Origin of the sequence: Streptomyces sp. NPDC101151, assembly GCF_044768335.1 — a bacterium.
Lineage (GTDB): Bacteria > Actinomycetota > Actinomycetes > Streptomycetales > Streptomycetaceae > Streptomyces.
Genome location: NZ_JBIWPP010000052.1, coordinates 1 through 20,198, shown reverse-complemented (window position 1 = coordinate 20,198; position 20,198 = coordinate 1). Strand labels below are relative to the sequence as shown.

The window sequence follows — 20,198 nt, the reverse complement described above, 5'->3', positions numbered from 1 at the left end:
GACTCGTGTGTGGCTCAGTCGCGTTGGTAGGCGGCGAGCAGGAACAGCCAGATCTCGCTGACCGTCGGGAAACAGGCGATCGCATGCCTGAGCCGCTTGAGCGGGACCTCGCCGGTGACCGCGACGGTCGCCGAGTGCAGCAGCTCGCTGACGCCCGGGCCGACGAAGGTCACCCCGAGCAGGACGTCCCGGTCGACGTCGACGACCATCCGGGCGCGGCCCTGGTAGTCGTCGGCGTAGAGGTTGGCGCCCTGGGCGGCGTTGAAGGCCACGTCGACGGTCTTGATGCGGTGGCCGGAGGCGGCGGCCTGCTCGGCGCTCAGGCCCACCGCCGCCGCCTCGGGGTCGGTGAAGAAGACCTGGGGCACGGCGTGCTGGTCCGCGGTGGTGGCGTGGTCGCCCCACGGTGCGTCGTCCAACGGATGCCCGGCCGCTCGGGCAGCGATGGCGTCGCCCGCCGTCCGGCCCTGGTACTTGCCCTGGTGGGTGAGGAGTGCCCGGTGGTTGACGTCTCCGAGGGCGTACAGCCAGTCGCCGTCGACACCGCGGACCAGGCAGGTGGTGTCCACATCCAGCCACGAGCCGGGGGTGAGGCCGACGGAGTCCAGGCCGATGTCGTCGGTGGCGGGTCTGCGGCCGGTGGCGAAGAGAACCTCGTCGACCTCCAGTTCGCTGCCGTCGTCGAGGGTGAGGGTGACCGGTCCGGTGGGGTTCGGGCGCCGCAATGCGGTGACCTGGGCGCCGGTGCGGACGCGGGCGCCCGCCTCGGTGAGGCTGCGCTCGATCAGCTCGCCCGCGAAGGGTTCCATGCGCGGCAGCAGGCCCCGGCGGGAGAGCAGGGTGACCTGGGAGCCGAGGCCTTGCCAGAGGGTAGCCATCTCCACGCCGACTCCCCCGCCGCCTACGACGGCGAGCCGCGCGGGCACGGTGCTGGAGTCGGTGCCGTGCCGGTTCGTCCAGGGCCGGCCCTCCTCGATGCCGGGGATGGCGGGCAGGGCCGGCCGGCTGCCGGTGGCGACGGCCACCGCGTGCCGGGCCGCGAGGGTCTCGTGTGCGCCGTCGTCCCGGGTGACCGTTACCCGACGAGGACCGTCGATCCGGCCATGGCCGCGGAAGAGGTCGGCCCCGATGGATTTGACCCACTCGGCCTGCCCGGTGTCGTCCCAGTCGGTGACATAGCGGTTGCGACGGGCGAAGACCCGGTCGGTGTCGAGCCGGCCGGTGACGGCCTGCCGGGCGCCGTCCACGCGGCGGGCGTCGGCGACCGCGATGACCGGCCGCAGCAGTGCCTTGCTGGGGACACAGGCCCAGTAGGAGCATTCGCCGCCGACGAGTTCGCGCTCCACGACCGCCACCGAGAGGCCGGCGGCGCGGGCGCGGTCGGCGACGTTCTGCCCGACCGGGCCGGCACCCAGCACGATGACGTCGTACATGCTGTCTGCCTGGTTGCCGGTTGTTTCAGTCATTGTCTCTCACATCGCAATCGGGGCTGGTCACAGCTGTTCGATGAGCGGGGCGCCGGCAAGGTCACGGCCGGCGAGGTCCGTGGGGCTCGGCCTCGTCGACGTCGAGGCCACGGTCGACGCCGTGGGGGACGACGTTCTGCCCGGGCTCGAGGTGCAGGCGCGTGCCGTCGAGGCAGACCTCGGCCTTGTCCGGTTCGAACGACACCAGGTCGCCGATCCTGTCGACCTCTCGGTAGGCGTTGCGGTACGACCAGGCCGCGCGACGCGCGTCGCCGATGTCGTAGTAGTCGCACAGACCCTTGTAGGGGCAGAACGTCTGGCCTTCGACGGAGCGCAGCCGCCCCTCGTCGATGTCGGCGCGCGGGACGTACCAGCGCGGGGCGAATCCGGACTCGAAGAGCACCACTGGGCGCTCGGAGCGGGCGATCACGGTGTCACCGAGCCGTACTTCCAGCGTGCGGGAGGTGTTGCGGATGTCGATGCGGTGGTACGGGTCCGCGGCATGTCCGAGGATGCGTTCGTCCTCCTCGTAGAAGGCGTCCATGGCCCGCCAGGCAAAGGCGATACGGTCCCGGAGGCCGGCGGAGTGATCGGGCAGCCCCGTGAACTCCCAGGCCGCGCGCTCCGTGGTGCGGCCGCCCGCCCGTACCGCGTACCAGGCCGTCTCACCGAGGTCCTTGTGCTGGGTGACCTTGCCGCTTGCGCCCAGCGCATCCCCGTCGATGTCCGCGCGGGGGAAGTAGGCGACCGGGTAGCGGCCCGGTTCGTGCAGAAGGACGACGTTCTCACTGTCGGCGATCCAGGCGTCGTTGAACTTGACCCGCATGCGGCGGCGCAGCCGCTCGGCGAACAGGAGTCGCTCGGGCAGGGGGCCGGGCGTGAGGAAGTGTCCGACGGCGCCTGCGGAGAGGGGGCCTTGCTGCCAGGACAGTCCCATGAGGGGTCCTTCCGGAAATGGCACGCCCCCGGGATGGAGGTCGTTGCCGACGGGCAGGGCGTACGGGAGCGAGCGGGAGGTGTGGGCTTCGGGTCTGCGGACGCAGGGTCCTCGCCGTTCGGTGAGACGGACGGGACCGCATACGCGAGAGGGGCGCGCGCTGTCATGGCCTTCGACGTGGCGGCAGTGCTGGTGCCGACGGCAGTGCTGCTGCCGGCGGCGGCGTCGGCTGCGCGTCAGACGAGGACGCGGGCGAGGAAGTCGCGGATGTGCTCGGTGATGGCCGCAAGATGGCTTTCCAGGGCGAAGTGCCCGGACTCGAGCAGGTGGATCTCGGCGTCGGGCAGGTCATGGCTGAAGGCCTTGGCTCCTTCGGGGCCGAAGATCTCGTCGTTCGCGCCCCAGACCGCCAGCAGCGGGACCTGGGAATCGCGGAAGTACTGGTGTACCTGCGGGTAGAGGTCCACGTTGGTGGGGTAGTCGCGGAAGAGCTTGAGCTGGATCTCGTCGTTGCCGGGGCGGTCCAGCAGCGCCTGGTCGTGGACCCAGTTGTCGGGGCTGACCAAGGTCGGGTCGGCGACTCCGTTCACGTACTGCCACCGGGTGATCTCGGGGGTCAGGGCGCCCCGCATCGGTGCCTCGGTCTCCGGTCCCGGGGTCGTGGCGTAGGCGAAGACGCCGTCCCAGAAGGGCTTGACGAAGCCCTCTTCGTAGGCGTTGCCGTTCTGCGTGATGATCGCGGTGATCCGGCCCGGCGCCTTCAGGGCGAGCCGCCAGCCGATGGGCGCGCCGTAGTCCTGGACGTACATCGCGAACCGGTCGACGCCCAGATGCTGGAGCAGGCCGGAGGTGACCTCGGTCAGGGCCTCGAAGGTGTACGGGAAGTCCTGCAGCCCGGGCATCGCGGACTGACCGAACCCGATGTGGTCGGGGGCGATCACGTGATACCGGTCAGCGAGCGCCGGGACGAGGTGGCGAAACATGTGCGAGCTGGTCGGAAAGCCGTGAAGGAGAAGCACGACTGGTGCCTCCGGGTCGCCGGCCTCTCGGTAGAAGACCTCGAGCCCGTTCACGGTGGCGGTGCGGTGGTGGACTACGGAGACCATGCCCCTAACCTCTCTATCGATATTTAGTGGTTACATCACCAGTCGAGCACGCCGCACCTAACCTGTCAAGATGACTTTACGGGTTAGCTCGCGATGGCGATCGAGTGCCGCTGCGCCCTGACAGCGGAACGGCGCCCCACCTGAAACCCTCCGCCCATGAACGGTCACCTGCCAGCGCAGCCGCGATGACCGAGGGGCATGGGTATTAACCTGCCAAGCAGAGCGACCTGGTCAGGAGGCGTGATGGCAGCGGACCGAGAACAGCAGGACGCCCTGCTGGAACTCCTCAACACCACGCCCGTCGTCCGCGGCGTCGTCCAGGACAGGCTGGGAGACCCGGAAGCGGCCAGGACCTGGCACAAGGCACACGGCGGCACCGGCACCCCGGAGGAAATCCGACACCTCCTGCAAGCGCGCGACGGCCTGCAGGATGTGGTCCGCGGCAACCGGCCCGCCAGCTCGCTGGCCCGGCTGCTGAAGCACGTGACCCTCCCGCCCGCACCTTTCGTCCACTGGAGTGTCGTGGGAGCTGGCCGCCCCCACCGACCGACGAACGGCGGTAGAAGCGATCATGGCGTGGAGCGCGGTGCAGGAGGCGATGCCCGGCCGGCTGCGGCCGTGTGCCAACCCGGAGTGCCGCCTCTTCCTCCTCGACCGCAGCAAGACCAACAAGGCCCGCTGGTGTTCGATGGCTGTCTGCGGCAACCGCATGAAGGCGAGGCGCCACTACCGGCGCACCCGCGACGCCGCAGTCAGGTAGGGGCCGGAGCCGTGGCTGCGGTCACTTCTGATTCCCGCGGTCGTGCCGACACTTCGCCGCCCTGATCTCCCCGGCGATCGGAAACCAGTAGTAGAGAATGAAGGCCGTGAACACGGCCACGCCAAGTGCAGGAAGCAGGGCACCGAGCACGGTGCCGGTGGCGAGCCAGACCAAGGCGAGCCGGAAGCGTCGGCTGATGGCTGCCACACTTGTGGAATCGATGGTGTCGGTGAGCAGCCGACGATCACGACCGGCGTACCACCAGATGACGTTGAACAGGACGGCCAGGAGTTCGAAGGCCGTGCCGTGGAGGACGACGGCGGTGCGCTGTCCGTGTCCCTCGCGGAACGCCTCGGCCAGTACGGAGGCGGCGAACGGCAGGAAGGCGATGTCCATCAGCAGCAGGGTGTTGAGGAACAGGACCACCCGGTCGGCGCTGCGGATGTGGTCGAACATGATGTGGTGGTTGGCCCACACCTGCCCGATCAGCATGAACGTGACGACGTAGGCCAGGTAGGACGGCCAGAGCGTGGCAAGGCCGTGCAACAGGTGGCGGGTGTCGTGCGGGGGGCGGATCTCCAGTACGAGCAGCGTGATCGCGATGGCGATGACCCCGTCGCTGAACGCGACCACTCGGGCAGGATCACGTTCCACGCCGAAAGGCGCCGAGTCTCCTGGTCCGTCTGGTTCATGAACAGGCTCTGTCATCGCCCCAGCCTCCGGATGCGCCAGGTTCACCTCACGAAGGCGGGAAACCGCGCTCCTGCAGTGTCCATACATTGCCGTCGGGGTCGTTGAACTCGGCGAAGCTCGCGTAGTCGCGGTGCTCCGGGTCGGCGCCCGGTTCGAAGCCGCCCTGCCACGTCTCGACCGGTGCCTTGTGCCGGATCTGCCCGACGTCGACACCGCGGCGCGCCAGCTCGGCACGCGTGGCTTCAAGGTCGGGGACCACCAGGTACAGGCCCCGCGCCGAGCCAGGCTCGGCGTCGGTGAGACCGACTCCGATCTGCACCGAGCACGCGGAGCCGGACGGGGTCAGCTGGACGACACGGAACACGGGACTGGGCCAGTAGTCCACGTCGAGACGGAAACCCAGGCGCTCGGTGTAGAAGGCCGAAGAGCGGTCGACATCACTCACAGGCACGATGACGACCTCGAGCATGTACTCCATGTGATCATTCTGGTGCAGCACGGCACAGCCCGCGAGCTTGCCACCCTGCGGAATCGCGGCGGCCCCGGCGCAAGAACTAACATCGGCCAGAGCGCACCAAGCACAGCGCCATGAGGGGCTGCCCCCGGCCGGCCACCCGCAGGAGGTCCGCGATGGCGACGCTGCTGTCCGTCAACGTGGGGATGCCCAAGGATGTCTCCTGGCGAGGAAGGTCCGTCCACACCGGAGCCTGGAAGTCCCCCGTGCAGGGCCCTCGGATGGTGCGACGGCTGAACGTCGACGGAGACGGCCAAGGAGACCTGGCCGGGCACGGCGGCGACATACGTGCCGTCCTCGTCTACCAGCTGCAGTCCTACCAGCACTGGCAGAAGCACCTCGGTCGCGACGATCTGACCTTCGGGATGTTCGGGGAGAACTTCACCGTCGACGGGTTGCCGGACGACGACGTGTGCATCGGCGACCGGTACCGCATCGGCGATGCCGAATTCGAAGTCACCCAACCGCGCGTCACCTGCTACCGCGTCGGTATGCGCCTGGGCGAACCGGCCATGGCCTCCCTGCTGGTAGCCCACCACCGCCCCGGCTTCTACCTGCGCGTGATCACCGAAGGCCACGTCCAGGCCGGCGACGAGATCACCCTGTCCCGCAAGGGTCCCGAAGAACTCAGCGTCGCCGACACCGACGCACTGCTGTACCTCCCCGACCGCGACCCGGCGAAGCTGCGCAAAGCGCTGAACATCCCTGCTCTCAGCCCCGGTTGGCAGCAGTCCTTCCGGGAACTCGCCGCCGCACAGCAATTCACGCAGGTACCGGGACGGCCCGGCGAACTCGGCACCGCCCGGCAACCCGGAGAAGCGCAGGGTTGGCCGGGCTTCAAGACCATGCGCGTCGCCCGTGTCGTCCCCGAGACCCCCACCGTCTCGTCGATCTATCTCAACACCACCGACGACACTCCCCTGCCCGTGTCCCGCGCGGGCCAGTACCTCTCCATCCGCCTGGCCATCGGCGACACCGCCCCCACGGTTCGCAGCTACTCCCTGTCGTCCTCACCCACAGCCGGCACCTACCGCATCAGCGTGAAACACGAGGCCCACGGGAAGGTCAGCAGCTACATCCACGACACGCTGCACCCCGGCGACCATGTGGACATCGCCAGCCCCCGCGGAACGTTCGTGCTCGAAGAAGGCACCTGTCCGGTCGTCCTGATCTCCGCAGGAATCGGCGCCACCCCCGTGCTCGCCATGCTCCACGACATCGCCGCCGCAGCAGACCCACGCCCCGTCTGGTGGATCCACGTCGCCCACGACCACGCCCATCACGTCTTCGCGGAGGAGGCCCACGCGCTCCTGGCCCGACTCCCCCAGGCCCACGAGCACATCTACTACACGGGCGAAGCGGACCCGCAACCCGGCGAGCGCCACATCACCCGGGGCCGCCCGACCGCCTCGTCGCTCACGGATCTGGGCATCCCCACCGACGACGCCGACGCCTACCTCTGCGGACCCTCCGCCTTCATGGATGCCCTCGCCGCCGGCCTGCGCGAGATGGGCCTGAGCCCCGAGCGGATCCACACAGAACAGTTCAGTGCCCTCTCCGCCATCAATCCCGGCGTAACGCCCACCGCCGCCGTCCGACCCCACCAGCCACCCGGCCCACCGGGCAGCGGCCCCCTCATCACTTTCGCGCGCAGCGGCATCACCACCACCTGGTCACCCACTCACGCATCACTCCTCGACCTCGCCGAAGCCTGCGACATCCCGACCCGCTGGTCCTGCCGCACGGGCGTATGTCATACCTGCGTCACCGCTCTCCTGTCAGGCGACGTCACCTACACCACCCCGCCCCTCGAACTTCCCGAGACCGGCACCGTCCTCGTCTGCTGCAGCGAGCCGACCACCGAAGTCGTCCTCGACCTCTGATCCCGTCCGCGACCGGCAGGAAAGCAGAGGGCAGGCTGCCCACGAAACTCGCCCAGCGCCCCAGGCGGCCGACGGGCTGCCGGCGCTCTCGCACGCGCCGCGGCAGCGGACCGTCGCGTTTCGGCCAACCCACCTCACGGGAGCGCTCTTGCGGGACAAGGGCCGGTGTATCGCGCACGCTCCACAAACCGCATGACGCCAGGCTCCCCAGGCCGACCGAAAGACATGTGTTCGAAAAATGGGCGGCGTCGTTGGGCCTGGCGACACCCGCACAACCATCAGGGGAGAGCCACGTTGACAACGGCAGAACCACGCCGAAGTGCGCCAGAGGGCGGACGCAGCAGTGCAGTTGACGACAAGATCTCGGACGCGGAACGCGAGCTCTACGGGGGCCGGCTCCGCTACGACCAGTCCTATGTGCGCCACGAGGGCCCGCTGACCAGGCTCTCGTTCGGGCACATGGCCGCCGCGCTGCCGCGCATGGTCGCCATGGTGCTGCGTACCGGCTCGCAGACGGACCCTCGGGCGCTGATCGGGGTTGTGGTGGCCCAGATCGGGCAGGGGATGACGGCCGCGTGGGGGCTGATCGCGGTCAACGGCGTGCTCACGGAGCTGTTCGCGGACGGTCCGACCGCGGGCAAGCTCCGTGACGCCCTGCCGTCGCTGGCGGTGCTGACGGTCGCCGCGGTGGGTACGGCGCTGCTGTCGGCATGGTCGACGGCGATGTCGGGCCGGCTGGAGCCACAGGTGGAGCGGGCGGTGTCCGCGCGGTACTACGCGGCCGTCACCCGGGTCGAGGTGGAGGCGACCGAACGGCCGGAGATCCAACGTGTCCTGGAAGCAGGCAGGTTCGGCACCGACTCCGCCCGCAGCATGCTGCGGCTGTCGGTGGGCGTGGGCAATGTGCTCATCGGGATGGCGGCGGCCGCGGTCGTGCTGGCGTCGCTGCACTGGCTGCTGCTGCCCATGCTGCTGGCCATCGCGCTGCCCAAGGGCTGGGGCGCGGTCCGTTCCGCCCGCCGCGACTATGTCTCACGACTGACCTGGGTCGACCACCGCCGGGCGATCGCCTCGCTGCTGGCCTTCCTGACCCGCCCGCACGCGGCAGGCGAGATCCGCGTGCACGCCGCCGGGACCAAGCTGCTGGCCGGCTATGAGGAGATGTCCCGGCAGACCGAGGCGGAGCAGCGGAGGCTGGCCCGCGCACAGGCACAGACGGATCTGGTCGCCGGCACCTTCGCCGGGCTGGCGTCGCTCGCCTGCTACGGGGTCCTGTGGTGGCTGCTGGCGGGCGGCGGTCTGCCGCTCGCCGTGGGCGGGACCGCGGTCATCGCCATCCGCACCTCGACCGCGCGCCTGACCTCCCTCGTACAGCAGGTCAACCGCCTCTACGAGGAGCTGCTGTTCCTCACCGACACCGAGACCGCCGTCGAACTGGCCACCGAGCACGCCATCCCGTCCGCCGGCACGCCCCTCCCCTCCTCCGTGCACCGGGTGCGCGTGGAGGATGTGTCGTTCACCTACCCGGGGGCCGACTGCCCGGCACTGAAGGGGGTGAGCCTGTCGGTCCGCCGGGGCGAGGTGACGGCGCTGGTGGGCGCGAACGGCTCCGGCAAGACGACCCTGACCAGGGCACTCGCCGGGCTGTTGCTGCCCACCGAGGGGAATGTGTGGTGGGAGGACGACCAGGGCGGGCGGGTCGAGCTCCGAGTGGCCGACCGGACCCAGGTATTCGCCGCGGTGGGGCTGCTCGCACAGGACTTCCCGCGCTGGGAGATGACCGCTGCCGCGAACGTGGCCATCGGCGCCGGCGACCGCGTCCGGGACATGGACCGCGTCAAGGACGCAGCCCGGGCCGCGAACGTACTCTCGCTCGTCGAGGGGCTGCCCCACGGCTGGGACTCGATCGTGTTCAAGGGCTACGAGCGCGGCGTTCAGCTGTCCGGCGGGCAGTGGCAGAAGTTGGGCACCGCGCGAAGCCTGTACCGGGGCGCGCCGTTCCTGCTGGTCGACGAGCCGACCTCGGCACTCGACCCGCATGCGGAGATCGCCGCGTTCGAAGGGCTGTGGTCCCTCGCCGAGCAGGGACACGCGGTCGTGCTCGTCACGCACCGGCTCGCCGCGACCGCGAACGCGGACCGCATCTACGTCCTCGATCAAGGCCGCGTGGCCGAAGAGGGCACCCACGACGAGTTGATGTCCCACCAGGGCGGCCTCTATCAGAGCATGTTCACCGCCCAGGCCGCCCAGTTCGGGCTCACCACCTCGTCTGACGCACTGGTTCCCGCGGCCCGGCGCAGCCCGTCCCCGCGCCTCCAGGAGGAGGCGCCGTGACGGTCCGGCAGATCACCCCCCGCAACCAAGAGCGTCGACTGCCTGTCCATCCCCCTGCAAGGCTTCAGTACGGGCGGCGCCGCACTCCTCCCCCCGCTCGACATCACCAGAGTTTGTCGATCTCTCCGGGATACAGATCGATGCGGCTGCCCTGGAAGGACGCCTCGGCCTGCTTGCCCTCGGGCGAGAAGAAGTCGGCCATGGTGACCTTGTCGAAGCCGGGCCGGTCGCTGGGCAGCGGATCCCGCGGTGTCCCACCGATCAGCACTGCGCCCGGAAGAACGCGCCAGCCCGCACTCTCATAGAACGCCTGCAGTGGTCTGTCGCAGGTGAACAGCCCAAGGTCCAGATTCCGCGCGATCATCGTCGCCCGGGCCGCCGCCACGAGGTGTCGACCGTGCCCGCGGCCACGGGCCTCCCGCCGTGTCACCACCGTGCTGAGCCCGCCGGCGGCATAGCGCCCGCCCGTATGGACGATTTCCTTCGACAGGATGTCCAACGCGGCCAGCACCGTCCCGTCGTCCACCAGGAGCATCGACAACGGCCGCAGTACAGGGTCGTGGGCTGGAGCATCGCAAGGAGCGACCGACCCGGCCGATGATGGCCACGCCTGCTCCTGAAGCTCTCGCACCTGCACACGCAACTCGAACGGAGTGGCTTCCTCAGAGAACGACAGAATCTGCATGCTCTGATTCTGGTCACCCGTCGAAGCGAGCCGAGGACGCCCCCTCCATCGTGCCCCGCCCGGACGCCCACTCGGCCCGCGGGCAGCCGTCAGGGACTGTCACCGGACCAGTCGAACCGGCCGCGGTCGCCGGGGCGCGGGTCGTACAGTGCGTGCCCGCCGGCGCCGAACTGCCCGAGCTCGGTCTGGAGGGACACGCCGGTGTCGGCCTCGTCCTGCGTCCAGCCGCTGATGTCGAGCAGGAGGCCGTCCAGCGGCCCGCCGACCAGTTCGACATAGGTGCGGCCCGGCCGCGGTCCCTGATGAGGGTCACTCGGGTCCTGGCCGTAGACCCGTCCGCGCAGCAGCTGCTCATCATTGCTGTCCATGCAGTCCAGCCTGCCAGCCGCCACTGACAGTGCAGGCCGGCCCGGGGTGCCCGGGCAGGCCTCAAGGCGGGGATCAGGACCTGACTTGTCCCGGGTCAGGTATCACTTGAGCCCTGGCGGACAGGCATCGACGGCACTGCGGACCCCCTGATCAACCGCCCGTTTCACGGCCCCCGTCAGCCGAGGTCCGGCAGTGGCCGCCGGGCGACCTCCCCCGCTTCACCGAAGGGCACGCCCAGCATGCGCAGAACCACCTCCGCCATGTTCTCGGCCGCCTCGTCCCCGTCGATGTCGGGCCTGGCGAACCGCAGTTCCAGCAGGGCCAACAAACTGCCGCCCAGCGCGGACAGGGCGACGTCGGCGTCGGTGAAGGTGAAGCGGCCCTCGGCCAGGCCCTGCTCCAGGTCGCGGCGAGCACGCGGGGCCAGACCGCGGTCCGAGTGGATCTGTCCGAGCCCCCGGTGACGCAGGATCTGCGTGATCTCGGGGTGGGACTCGGCCATCTTGACGCTGAGCCGCATACCGGCGGCGACGAGTTCGGCGGGGTCCTCGACCCCGTGCAAGAGCCTGTCGACGGCCTGGCCGTATTCGTCGAGGGCGTCCGTCACCGCCGTGTCGAACAGGTCCGTCTTGGACTCGAAGTGGTTGTAGAAGGAGCCGAAGCCGACATCGGCGCGCTCCGCGATCGCCTGGATGCTCACGCTGGTGTCGCCGGACTCGGCCAGGATCTGCCGGGCCGCACGGACGAGTGCCTGCCGGGTCGCGGCACGGCGTCGTTCGAATCGGTTGCTGGGCGGAGCTGATGTCGACATGCCCCGAGCCTAGCAAGTCCCGCAGTTCTGATGAATGCATCACATACGTGCGGCCTCCCTCTTGACGAGGAAGAAATCAAAGCTGAGGATTTCCTCAGACAACAACTCACCAGGGCCGCTGATGGGAGACGCCATGCCACATCCCGACGCCGCCGGAGGGGACCCCACGGGACGCCGAACGCGAGCGCGCCCGGCCGGAGCGCGGCCCTGTACCGGTCGCACCTCGGCTCCGTGCAGGCGTGCGGCCCCCGTGCCGGACGCACCTCGGCTCCGTGCCGGCGCTCCTCCCCGTCAGGGCGCGGGCGCGCTCGGACGTCGGACATGTCGCCGCGAGCGGTCCAGGCAGGTGTCCGCCGGACGGTCGACCCCTCATACGAACCACCCGCATCAGTCGACGGAGGGCACCATGCCTGAGCCGTACAGCAGCACGACCGACCTCGGAACGGCCCATCAGGATCTCCACAGTGAGCAGGGCGCCCTGCGCGGCGAGCATCCCGGGCGCTCCAGGAATCCCGTGATCAAGGTGGCCGATCTGGCCTGGCTGGAGTTCGAGAAGCCGGACCTGGACCGGGCCGAGGTGTTCGCCCGCGACTTCGGCTTCTCGATCGCGGAGCGCACGCCGGACAGCCTCTGGCTGCGCGGCACCTTCGCCGGCCCGGCCTGCATGGTGATCCGCAAGGGGCGTGCGTCCCGTTTCATCGGCCCGGCGTTCCGCGCGGCCGAAGGCGCCGACCTGGAACGGCTGGCCCGCGCCACCGGCGCCGACGTACGGGACGCGGACGCGCCCGGCGGCGCCAGAGCGGTCGACCTGCTCGACCCCTCGGGCTTCCCCGTCCGGGTCGTGGATGTGGCCGAGCACTTGCCCACGCTGCCCGAGCAACGGCCGTTGACTCTCAACTTCGGCACGGATCACCGCCGCACGAACACCACCCAGCGGCCGCCGCGCGAGCCGTCCCGCATCCAGCGCCTCGGACATGTGGTGCTGGAAACAAGGGTGTTCGCCCGTGCCCTGGACTGGTACCTGGACACCCTCGGGATGATCGTCAGCGACTTCCTGTTCCTGGACGGGCAGCGCGAGCGCGGCCCGACGATGGCGTTCATCCGCTGCGACCGTGGCAGCCTGGCCGTGGATCACCACACCCTGGCCATGCACCTGGGACCGGGCACCTGCTACGTCCACTCCGCCTACCAGGTCACCGACCTGGACTCGATCGCCGCGGGCGGCGAGTACCTGGGCGAGCGCGGCTACCGACGCAGCTGGGGCATCGGCCGGCACATCCAGGGCAGTCAGCTCTTCGACTACTGGCGCGACCCCGACCATTTCATGCTGGAGCACTTCGCCGACGGCGACCTGTTCTCCTGCGACCTCGAACCCGGCTGGGCGCCCATGTCGGCCGGCGGGCTCGCCCAGTGGGGTCCGCCGGTCACCCGCGACTTCCTCGGCACCAACCCTTCACCCGCCAAGCTCCGCGAGGTCCTTCAGGCCCTGCGCGGCGACAACGAACTCGACCCCGCACGGCTGCTGGGCCTGATGAAAGCGATGAGCTCATGAGCACCAACGTCCTGCGCACCGCCGACAGCTGGTGGGTGGTCCTGGGCGACCGCGCCGTCCGCATCGAGACCAGGGCGACCACCACCGCCGAACTCCTCGCCGACCGCTCCGCCGTCCAGGAGGCCACCGCCTCCGGCGACGCGGGCAGGCCGGTCGCCGACCTGGCGGCAACCTCCCCCGTCACCACGCCTTGCCGGGTCGTCGCCCAGATGGTCAACTACCGCAGCCACGCTCGCGATTCGGGATTCACGGGCGAGATCCCGCCCACCTTCTTCCGCAAGGCGTCCGGCTCGGTGAGTGGCCCGGCACAGACCGTCGTGCGTCCCTCCCATGTGAAGTTCCTCGACTACGAGGTGGAACTCGGCCTGGTCATGGGCGCGCCCCTGCCGGTGGGCACGGTCGTCGAGGAGCGCGACCTGCCGTCGTTCGTCGCCGGGCTCGTGATCACCAACGATGTCAGCGCCCGTGACCTGCAGCTGACCAAGACACAGTTCTACGAGAGCAAGTCGTACCCGACCTTCACGCCCACCGGCCCGTACCTGGCTCTGCTGGAGCCCGAGGACTTCGCACATCTCCAGGATCTGCGGCTGAAGTTGTCCGTCAACGGGGAGCTGCGTCAGGACCGCACCCTCGCCGACATGATCGTCCGCCCCGCCGAGGCACTGACGCTGCTCGCCCGCTTCCAGACCCTCGCCCCGGGTGACCTGCTGCTGACGGGCACGCCCGGCGGCACGGCGCTGAAGGCCCCGCCCAAGGCGGTCGAGAAGATCGGCGCTCTGCTGCCGCCCGCCCTCAAGTGGAAGGCATTTTTCAACAGCCAGGCCCGTAATCCGCACTACCTGCACGCCGATGACGTGATCACGGCCACCATCGCCACCCCGGACGGGCTGATCGACCTCGGTGAGCAGCGCACCGCGGTCGCGGACGCGAGGTGAGGCACGCGTGAACACGACTGACGCCGTCCCTGGCACCGCACCCGTGGTGATCGTCGGCGCGGGTCCGGTAGGCGTCACCGCGGCGATCCTCCTCGCCCGGCGCGGTGTGCGCACGGTCCTGCTGGAACGCCACCGAGACGTCTACCCGATGCCCCGGGCGGTGGCCGTGGACGACGAAGTGCGACGGATCCTGCAGGCAGTCGGCATCCACGAGGAGTTCGCCGCCATCGCCCGCCCCGCCAACGGCCTGCGGCTGCTGGACGGCCGGCACCGGGTCATGGCCGAGTTCCGGCGGGACGACCCGCAGGGACACCACGGCTTCCCGCAGACAACGCTGTTCGACCAGCCCGTGCTGGAGCGGCTGCTGCGCGACGCGCTGGCCCGGTATCCGGAATGCGAGCTGCGGACCGGCGTGGATGTGCTGGCCGTCGACCAGCACGTGGACGGCAACGGGCCCGGCCGGGTGCGGGTCACGCTGCACGAGGAGGGCAAGGAGGAAACGGAGCGCCTGTGGGCCGAGGCGGTGCTCGGCTGCGACGGCGCGGGCAGCCGCACCCGCGACGCCATCGGCGCCGTATGGGAGGACCTGCACTTCGAGGAGCGCTGGACGGTCCTCGACGTGCGCACGGACCTGCCGGTGCGCACTTGGGAGGGTGTCGAGCAGATCTGTGATCCCGAGCAGCCCGGGACCTTCATGCGCGTCGGCGAGGACCGCTACCGCTGGGAGTTCCGGCTGCCGGAGGGCGAGACCCTCGACGGGCCGGGCGGACGCGAGCGCCTGCGCCGGCTGCTGGCCCCGTGGATGGAAGTGCCGCTCGGCGACGACACCGGCGACTTCGCAGTGATCCGGCAGGCGCAGTACACCTTCCGGGCCCTCATCGCCGACCGGTGGCGCGAGGGCCGGGTCTTCCTGCTCGGCGACGCCGCCCACCTCACCCCGCCCTTCATCGGGCAGGGCCTGTGCTCGGGCCTGCGCGACGCACAAAACCTCGCCTGGAAGCTTGCCCGGGTCCTGCAACAGGGTGCCGACGACCGGCTGCTGGACAGCTACCAGAGCGAGCGCAAGCCACACGTCCGCCACATGATCCGGCTCGCCGTCGCGCTGGGCTGGGCCATGACCGGCGGCCAGGACCGGACCGCCGCGCTGCGCCGAGGGGTGCTGGGCGCGATCTACCGCGCCCCCGGCGTCGCCCCGTTCGTCGCCGCGCACGGCTTCAGCCCCGCCCTGGCCCCTGGGCCGCTGGTCCGCCGGGGCCGGCTGCGCGGCAGCCGCCTGGCCGGCACCCCGTGTCCTCAGCCCTGGGTCAGGGCCGACGGCCGGCGGGTGCGTCTCGACGACGTGCTCGGGGATGGATTCGCCGTCCTGACCGCCGCACCGCCGACCCCCTCGCTGCGCGCTCTCGCCGGTGCCCTGGGCGCCCGCATCGTTCACCTGAACGGCAAGAGTGCTCCGCCGGGAGAAACCGCCGTCGCCGACGGCGGCACCCTCGCCGCCTGGCTGCGTGCTGGTCGCGCGGACGCCGTCCTGCTGCGCCCCGACCGCACCGTCCTGGACGCCGTCCCGGCTGGTGGCGGTGCGAGCCGCCCCCTGGGCTCTCCCGCCTGGGCACCACTGATGTGCACGGCGCGGCGCCCCGTCCCCCTGACCGAACAGACCACTCCGGCCTCACAGTTGAGGAGCATCATCCGATGACCACCCCGTACGGCACCTCGCGGTCCGAGCCGTTCTGGACGCCCGACGCCACTTCGGCGGCGGACTCCCGCATCGCCGACTTCGGCCGGTGGCTCACCAGCCGTCGCGCGGTGAACGCGTTGGACGACCACACCGACTACGCCGCCCTGCACGAGTGGTCGGTCACCGACCTGGAGGGCTTCTGGGGCGCACTGTGGGAGTACTTCGAGATCGATGCGACGACCCCGTACGAGCGGGTACTGATCGAGGAGACGATGCCCGGCGCCCGCTGGTTCACCGGTTCCACCCTCAACTACACACACCACGCACTGCGTCACCTGCCCGCCGACGCCCCGGCGATCGTCGCTCTGGACGAAACCGGATCCGGCTACGAGGTGACCGGGGAGGGGCTGCGCACCCAAGTGGCGTCCGTCGCCGCCACCCTGCGCGACCTGGGCGTCGGCCGAGGCGACCGGGTCGTCGGCTACCTGCCCAACACCCCGCACGCCATCGTCGCCTTCCTCGCCGCCGCCAGCCTCGGCGCGGTGTGGTCGGTGTGCGGGCAGGACTACGCGCCTCAGGCCGCCGCCGACCGCTTCGCCCAACTGGAGCCCACCGTACTGATCGCCGCGGACGGCTACCTGTTCAACGGCACCACGCACGACCGCCGCGAGGCGGCCCTCGACCTGGCCCGCGCGCTGCCGACGCTGAAAGCCACCGTGCTCGTCGCCCACCTCGGCCTGCCCTGGCCGTCCGGGGCCCACCCCTCACTGACCGTCCCCTGGGAGGACGCGGCCACCCGCACCGAGCAACTTCAATGCACCCCGGTGCCGTTCGACCACCCGCTCTGGATCGTGTTCTCCTCCGGCACCACCGGCCTGCCCAAGGGCATCGTGCACGGCCACGGCGGCGTCCTGCTCGAACACCTCAAGACCCTCGGCCTGCACTCCGACCTCGGCCCCGGCGACCGTCTGCTCTGGTACACCACCACCCACTGGATCATGTGGAACCTGGTGGTCTCGACGCTGCTGACCGGCGCGGCCACATGTACGTACGACGGCAGTCCGGCGCCCGCCGCCCGCCCGGACGTGCTGTGGGAGCTGGCGGCCCGGCACCGCGTCACCGTCTTCGGCACCAGCCCCCAATACCTGCTCGGCATGGCCAAGTTCGGTGTTGCTCCGGCCGTCCACGACCTCTCGTCGATCCGCGCCATCGGCTGCACCGGTTCCGCCCTCCCCGCCTCCGCCTACCCCTGGGTACGCGACCACGTCGGCGACCGCATCCAGCTCGCCTCCACCAGCGGCGGCACCGACGTCGTCTCCGGCTTCGTGGGCAGCGCCCCCACCACGCCGGTGTGGGCCGGGGAGCTGTCCGCCCCCAACCTCGGGGTCGCGCTCGCCGCGTACGACGCCGACGGCCATCCGGTGGTCGACCAGGTCGGTGAACTCGTCGTCACCCGCCCCATGCCGTCCATGCCGCTGTACTTCTGGAACGACCCCGACGGCAGCCGCCACCACGAGGCGTACTTCTCCACGTACCCCGGTGTATGGCGGCACGGCGACTGGATCACTCTCACGTCCCACGGTTCGGTGATCGTGCACGGGCGCTCCGACTCCACCCTCAACCGCAACGGCGTACGACTCGGCAGCGCCGACATCCACGACGTGGTCGAACGTCTCCCCGAGATCACCGAAGCGCTCGTCATCGGCGCCGAGGAACCCGAGGGCGGCTACTGGATGCCGCTGTTCGTGGTCCTCGCGGAGGGCGCCGCCCTCGACGACGTCCTCCGGGGCAGGATCCGCGACGCCATCCGCGCCGGCGCCTCACCCCGCCACGTCCCCGACGAGATCCTCGCCGTGCCGGCCGTCCCGCACACCCGCACCGGCAAGAAGCTCGAAGTCCCCGTCAAGCGCCTGCTCCAGGGCGCCCCGGCCGACCAGACCGTCAACCCCGGAGCCGTGGACGACCCGGACCTGATCGACTACTACGCCCGGTTGGGCGCCGAACACCGGGCCCGGAGGAATGCCGGATGACGCCGTCGGCCGGCTTCGAACCCGAGGGCCGGCCGCTCGGCGTAACCTAGTTCACACCGGGGGCGCACGCAGGCCACGGCAGACCACGGGAAGGCCGGGCACACCACGATGACGCAGGCGCAGCAGGGGACAAAAAGTGCACGCGAGGCGTTATACGAGGCGATGTGGGGCTCTCCCATTGCCTTTGCCGTCTTGTCGGTTCTGGCGTGCATCAAGTCGGACAACGACGACTGGGCGTTCGGCAAGACCCTGGCATGGTGGATGTACCTCGGCGGGTGGGTTCCGCTGGTCCTGATGTGCTCATGGGCCCTGGCCCGGCAGAAGAAGCCGAAGTGGTCGACCGGCGTTGCCGGTGTGGCGCTGCTGGTGGCGGCCGGGACGTTCCAGCTCGCGCTCAACCGGCCAGCGGCTCCCTGGCACTGACCGACTCGTGCGCCTTGTGACGACCGGGCCGATCCCCTACCAGGCGGCACCGCAGGGCGGCAGGCACCACCCGCACCCACGGCCGCAGCAGAACGCTCCGGCGCGCGGTCGCGCGGCCAAAGCCCTGGGATGTCGATGACAACGCATCCTGGTCACTCCCCCGAGCAAGGTGTAACTCGGACGCCTTGCCTGCGCTCCCGGCACGGCCCGTAGCACGGCTCCAGTTTCGATCGGGATTCCGAGCCGGGCGATCCATGAGCCCAGGTTGCTCCCCGTGCCACCACCGGCCTCGATCATCGCGGGGACCACCGCGACGGTCAGGAAGAACGGCCTCCGCCCGCGGAACCGCTGGTAGGTACGTGACGACCTCCACGAAGCACTCCTCGGATGCGCGCTCCTCTGCTGGCGGCGACTGCATGTCTCCCGAATGTCTCCCGAGCGAGGGCCAGCTAGTCCTCCCGCGCCCACGGTCGCAGCTTCTCCGGGTTGCGGACCGCCCAGATCCGGGTGACGCGCCCGTCGGAGACGTCGAACGAGGCTACGGTCATGACAACGCCGGCACGCTGGGCCACCAGGCCCGGCACACCGTTGACCAACCGCTCCAGGAGTTCGAGCCCCGGGGCCTTGTCGGCAATGGCGATCATGTACTGGGCGATGCGAGTGCCGCCCTCGACCGGGCGCAGGACGGTGCCGACCATGCCGCCGCCGTCGGCGGTCATCACGGCGGCCGGGTCGAGGAGACCGACGAGCGTCGCGATGTCCTTGGTCTCCCAAGCCTCTTTGACGCGCCGGACCACGTCGGCCTGGCCGGTCGCCGTCGCGGGAACGGGCCCGAAGCTCACCCGCCGTCGGGCGGAGGCCGCCAGCTGCTTACAGGCCGCAGGGGTCCGGCCGAGAACGTCGGCGATCTCGACGAACGGGTACCGGAAGACGTCGTGCAGGACGAACGCCACCCGTTCGGCAGGCGTCATCGACTCCAGGACCACGAGGAAGGCCATGGCCACCGACTCGTCCAGGACGATCCGGTCGGCGGGGTCCGCACGGCCGGTGGGGTCGGCGCCGCCCGCGTGATCCCACTCGGTGCGGTCGGGCAGCGGCTCGGGCAGCCACGCACCGACATAGCGTTCACGGCGAGCCCGTGCCGAGCCGAGCAGGTCCAGGCATATGCGGCTGGTCACCGTCGTCAGCCAGGCGCCGGGAGACAGGATCTCCTCCTGCCGGCTTCGCGGCAGCCCGTACCAGCGTGCGTAGGCATCCTGTACGGCGTCCTCGGCCTCGGTCACCGAACCGAGCAACCGGTAAGCCACATTGATCAGTTGGCCTCGCTCGCCGGCTATGCCATCCGTGCTTGTCCCGACAGTCCCCATGCTTTCCCGCCGCCCCCTCGCCTTACCTTTCGCAGGCCCGCGTCGTCGGGCTGGTGAGACCTTATCGATCTACTGCCCGAGGGCGGAAAAGGGGACTGTGACATGGCCACTCAGGTGACGACGACGGCGAACGCACGGCGCGGCTCCTCGTTCCTGCAGATCGCGATCGCCCTGCAAACCCTGACCATCTTCCTTCAAGCGGTCTCCGCCGGACTGCTGCTGACCTCGTCCTACGGAGAGACGCTGCACGGTGTCGGAGCCCGTGTGATGTATGGGGCGTCGATGCTGTACGTGCTCGCGGCGGTGCTGGCGTGGAAGCCGGGCGGCGGCTCGCCCCGGCCTGTTTGGCACGCCTCAGGTTTCCTCGTACTCGCCTCGGTCCAGGTCGTGCTCGGCATCGCGCACGTTCCGTCGGTCCATCTCCCCCTGGGTGTCTTGATGTTCGGTCTGAGCGTGCTGGCGCTGGCACGGCGCTGAGGTCCGACACGGGGCCCGCCGGGATACACGGCTCAGCGCCGGATGCGCACAGTGATCTGCAGCCGGAAGCCGCACACCCCCTAGGCGCAATGCCGTTGTTTTAGGTCTCGGGCGTGGGTTCCTGGGTAGGGGTCCCAGGGGGTGGGTTGGGTGTCTTCGCGCGTGTCTGAGTTATCGGGCC

General features: G+C 70.2%; 17 protein-coding genes and 2 pseudogenes. 9 read left to right on the top strand and 10 right to left on the bottom strand.

Annotated features, from left to right (window positions below):
- Positions 1 to 14: 14 nt before the first annotated feature.
- The 3 genes from ACIRU3_RS43125 to ACIRU3_RS43115 all read right to left on the bottom strand — a co-directional run bounded on the left by ACIRU3_RS43125 (position 15) and on the right by ACIRU3_RS43115 (position 3,509).
- The gene (locus tag ACIRU3_RS43125) at positions 15 to 1,466 is read right to left on the bottom strand and encodes a dihydrolipoyl dehydrogenase family protein (RefSeq protein WP_404069147.1); all 1,452 of its coding nucleotides are present in this window, start codon (positions 1,464 to 1,466) and stop codon (positions 15 to 17) included.
- Positions 1,467 to 1,527: 61 nt separating this feature from the next.
- Complete coding sequence (locus ACIRU3_RS43120; protein ID WP_404069145.1) at positions 1,528 to 2,403, bottom strand: DUF427 domain-containing protein; 876 nt, start codon at positions 2,401 to 2,403, stop codon at positions 1,528 to 1,530.
- Positions 2,404 to 2,639: 236 nt separating this feature from the next.
- On the bottom strand, positions 2,640 to 3,509 hold the full coding sequence (locus tag ACIRU3_RS43115) for an alpha/beta fold hydrolase (RefSeq protein WP_404069143.1): 870 nt from the start codon (positions 3,507 to 3,509) through the stop codon (positions 2,640 to 2,642).
- A gap of 243 nt (positions 3,510 to 3,752) precedes the next feature.
- Between ACIRU3_RS43115 and ACIRU3_RS43110 the strand changes: the two are divergent.
- Positions 3,753 to 4,269 (top strand): annotated as a pseudogene (locus ACIRU3_RS43110) (CGNR zinc finger domain-containing protein).
- 21 nt (positions 4,270 to 4,290) lie between these two features.
- Here the strand turns inward: ACIRU3_RS43110 and ACIRU3_RS43105 are convergent.
- Positions 4,291 to 4,902 carry a TMEM175 family protein gene (locus tag ACIRU3_RS43105; RefSeq protein WP_404069141.1) on the bottom strand — a complete coding sequence of 204 codons (612 nt, stop codon included), beginning with the start codon at positions 4,900 to 4,902 and terminating at the stop codon, positions 4,291 to 4,293.
- Between the two features lie 106 nt (positions 4,903 to 5,008).
- The gene (locus ACIRU3_RS43100) at positions 5,009 to 5,440 is read right to left on the bottom strand and encodes a VOC family protein (protein ID WP_404069139.1); all 432 of its coding nucleotides are present in this window, start codon (positions 5,438 to 5,440) and stop codon (positions 5,009 to 5,011) included.
- 152 nt (positions 5,441 to 5,592) lie between these two features.
- Between ACIRU3_RS43100 and ACIRU3_RS43095 the strand changes: the two genes are divergently transcribed.
- Together ACIRU3_RS43095 and ACIRU3_RS43090 are read left to right on the top strand one after the other, a co-directional pair.
- Positions 5,593 to 7,359, top strand: coding sequence for an MOSC domain-containing protein (locus tag ACIRU3_RS43095; protein ID WP_404069137.1), 1,767 nt, complete (start codon positions 5,593 to 5,595; stop codon positions 7,357 to 7,359).
- A gap of 360 nt (positions 7,360 to 7,719) precedes the next feature.
- The gene (locus ACIRU3_RS43090; protein WP_404069195.1) at positions 7,720 to 9,693 is read left to right on the top strand and encodes an ABC transporter ATP-binding protein; all 1,974 of its coding nucleotides are present in this window, start codon (positions 7,720 to 7,722) and stop codon (positions 9,691 to 9,693) included.
- 103 nt (positions 9,694 to 9,796) lie between these two features.
- Here the strand turns inward: ACIRU3_RS43090 and ACIRU3_RS43085 are convergent, their stop codons facing one another.
- From ACIRU3_RS43085 to ACIRU3_RS43075, 3 genes are all read right to left on the bottom strand, one after another.
- On the bottom strand, positions 9,797 to 10,378 hold the full coding sequence (locus ACIRU3_RS43085) for a GNAT family N-acetyltransferase (RefSeq protein WP_404069135.1): 582 nt from the start codon (positions 10,376 to 10,378) through the stop codon (positions 9,797 to 9,799).
- 89 nt (positions 10,379 to 10,467) lie between these two features.
- Positions 10,468 to 10,746 (bottom strand): hypothetical protein, encoded by a 279-nt coding sequence (locus ACIRU3_RS43080; RefSeq protein WP_404069133.1) that lies wholly within the window; start codon positions 10,744 to 10,746, stop codon positions 10,468 to 10,470.
- A gap of 176 nt (positions 10,747 to 10,922) precedes the next feature.
- Complete coding sequence (locus ACIRU3_RS43075; protein ID WP_404069131.1) at positions 10,923 to 11,558, bottom strand: TetR/AcrR family transcriptional regulator; 636 nt, start codon at positions 11,556 to 11,558, stop codon at positions 10,923 to 10,925.
- Positions 11,559 to 11,964: 406 nt separating this feature from the next.
- Between ACIRU3_RS43075 and ACIRU3_RS43070 the strand changes: the two genes are divergently transcribed.
- The 5 genes from ACIRU3_RS43070 to ACIRU3_RS43050 all read left to right on the top strand — a co-directional run bounded on the left by ACIRU3_RS43070 (position 11,965) and on the right by ACIRU3_RS43050 (position 18,173).
- Complete coding sequence (locus tag ACIRU3_RS43070; protein ID WP_404069129.1) at positions 11,965 to 13,110, top strand: VOC family protein; 1,146 nt, start codon at positions 11,965 to 11,967, stop codon at positions 13,108 to 13,110.
- Positions 13,107 to 14,045, top strand: coding sequence for a fumarylacetoacetate hydrolase family protein (locus ACIRU3_RS43065; protein ID WP_404069127.1), 939 nt, complete (start codon positions 13,107 to 13,109; stop codon positions 14,043 to 14,045). The genes ACIRU3_RS43070 and ACIRU3_RS43065 overlap by 4 nt, the downstream gene beginning before the upstream one ends.
- A gap of 7 nt (positions 14,046 to 14,052) precedes the next feature.
- Complete coding sequence (locus tag ACIRU3_RS43060) at positions 14,053 to 15,738, top strand: bifunctional 3-(3-hydroxy-phenyl)propionate/3-hydroxycinnamic acid hydroxylase (RefSeq protein ID WP_404069125.1); 1,686 nt, start codon at positions 14,053 to 14,055, stop codon at positions 15,736 to 15,738.
- Positions 15,735 to 17,750: an acetoacetate--CoA ligase gene (locus ACIRU3_RS43055; protein WP_404069123.1), complete on the top strand. Its 2,016-nt coding sequence runs from the start codon at positions 15,735 to 15,737 to the stop codon at positions 17,748 to 17,750. Before ACIRU3_RS43060 ends, ACIRU3_RS43055 begins: the two co-directional genes overlap by 4 nt.
- 108 nt (positions 17,751 to 17,858) lie before the next feature.
- The gene (locus tag ACIRU3_RS43050) at positions 17,859 to 18,173 is read left to right on the top strand and encodes a hypothetical protein (protein ID WP_404069121.1); all 315 of its coding nucleotides are present in this window, start codon (positions 17,859 to 17,861) and stop codon (positions 18,171 to 18,173) included.
- A gap of 192 nt (positions 18,174 to 18,365) precedes the next feature.
- On the opposite strand, the pseudogene ACIRU3_RS43045 reads toward ACIRU3_RS43050, so the two are convergent.
- Positions 18,366 to 18,509 (bottom strand): annotated as a pseudogene (locus ACIRU3_RS43045) (short-chain dehydrogenase); the annotation flags it as partial.
- Positions 18,510 to 18,622: 113 nt separating this feature from the next.
- A complete protein-coding gene (gene sigJ / locus ACIRU3_RS43040; protein WP_404069119.1) occupies positions 18,623 to 19,540 on the bottom strand; it encodes an RNA polymerase sigma factor SigJ in 918 nt (305 codons plus the stop codon).
- Between the two features lie 102 nt (positions 19,541 to 19,642).
- Here sigJ and ACIRU3_RS43035 point away from each other — a divergent pair, with 102 nt between their 5' ends.
- A complete protein-coding gene (locus tag ACIRU3_RS43035; RefSeq protein WP_404069117.1) occupies positions 19,643 to 20,017 on the top strand; it encodes a hypothetical protein in 375 nt (124 codons plus the stop codon).
- The last annotated feature ends 181 nt before the right edge of the window (positions 20,018 to 20,198 follow it).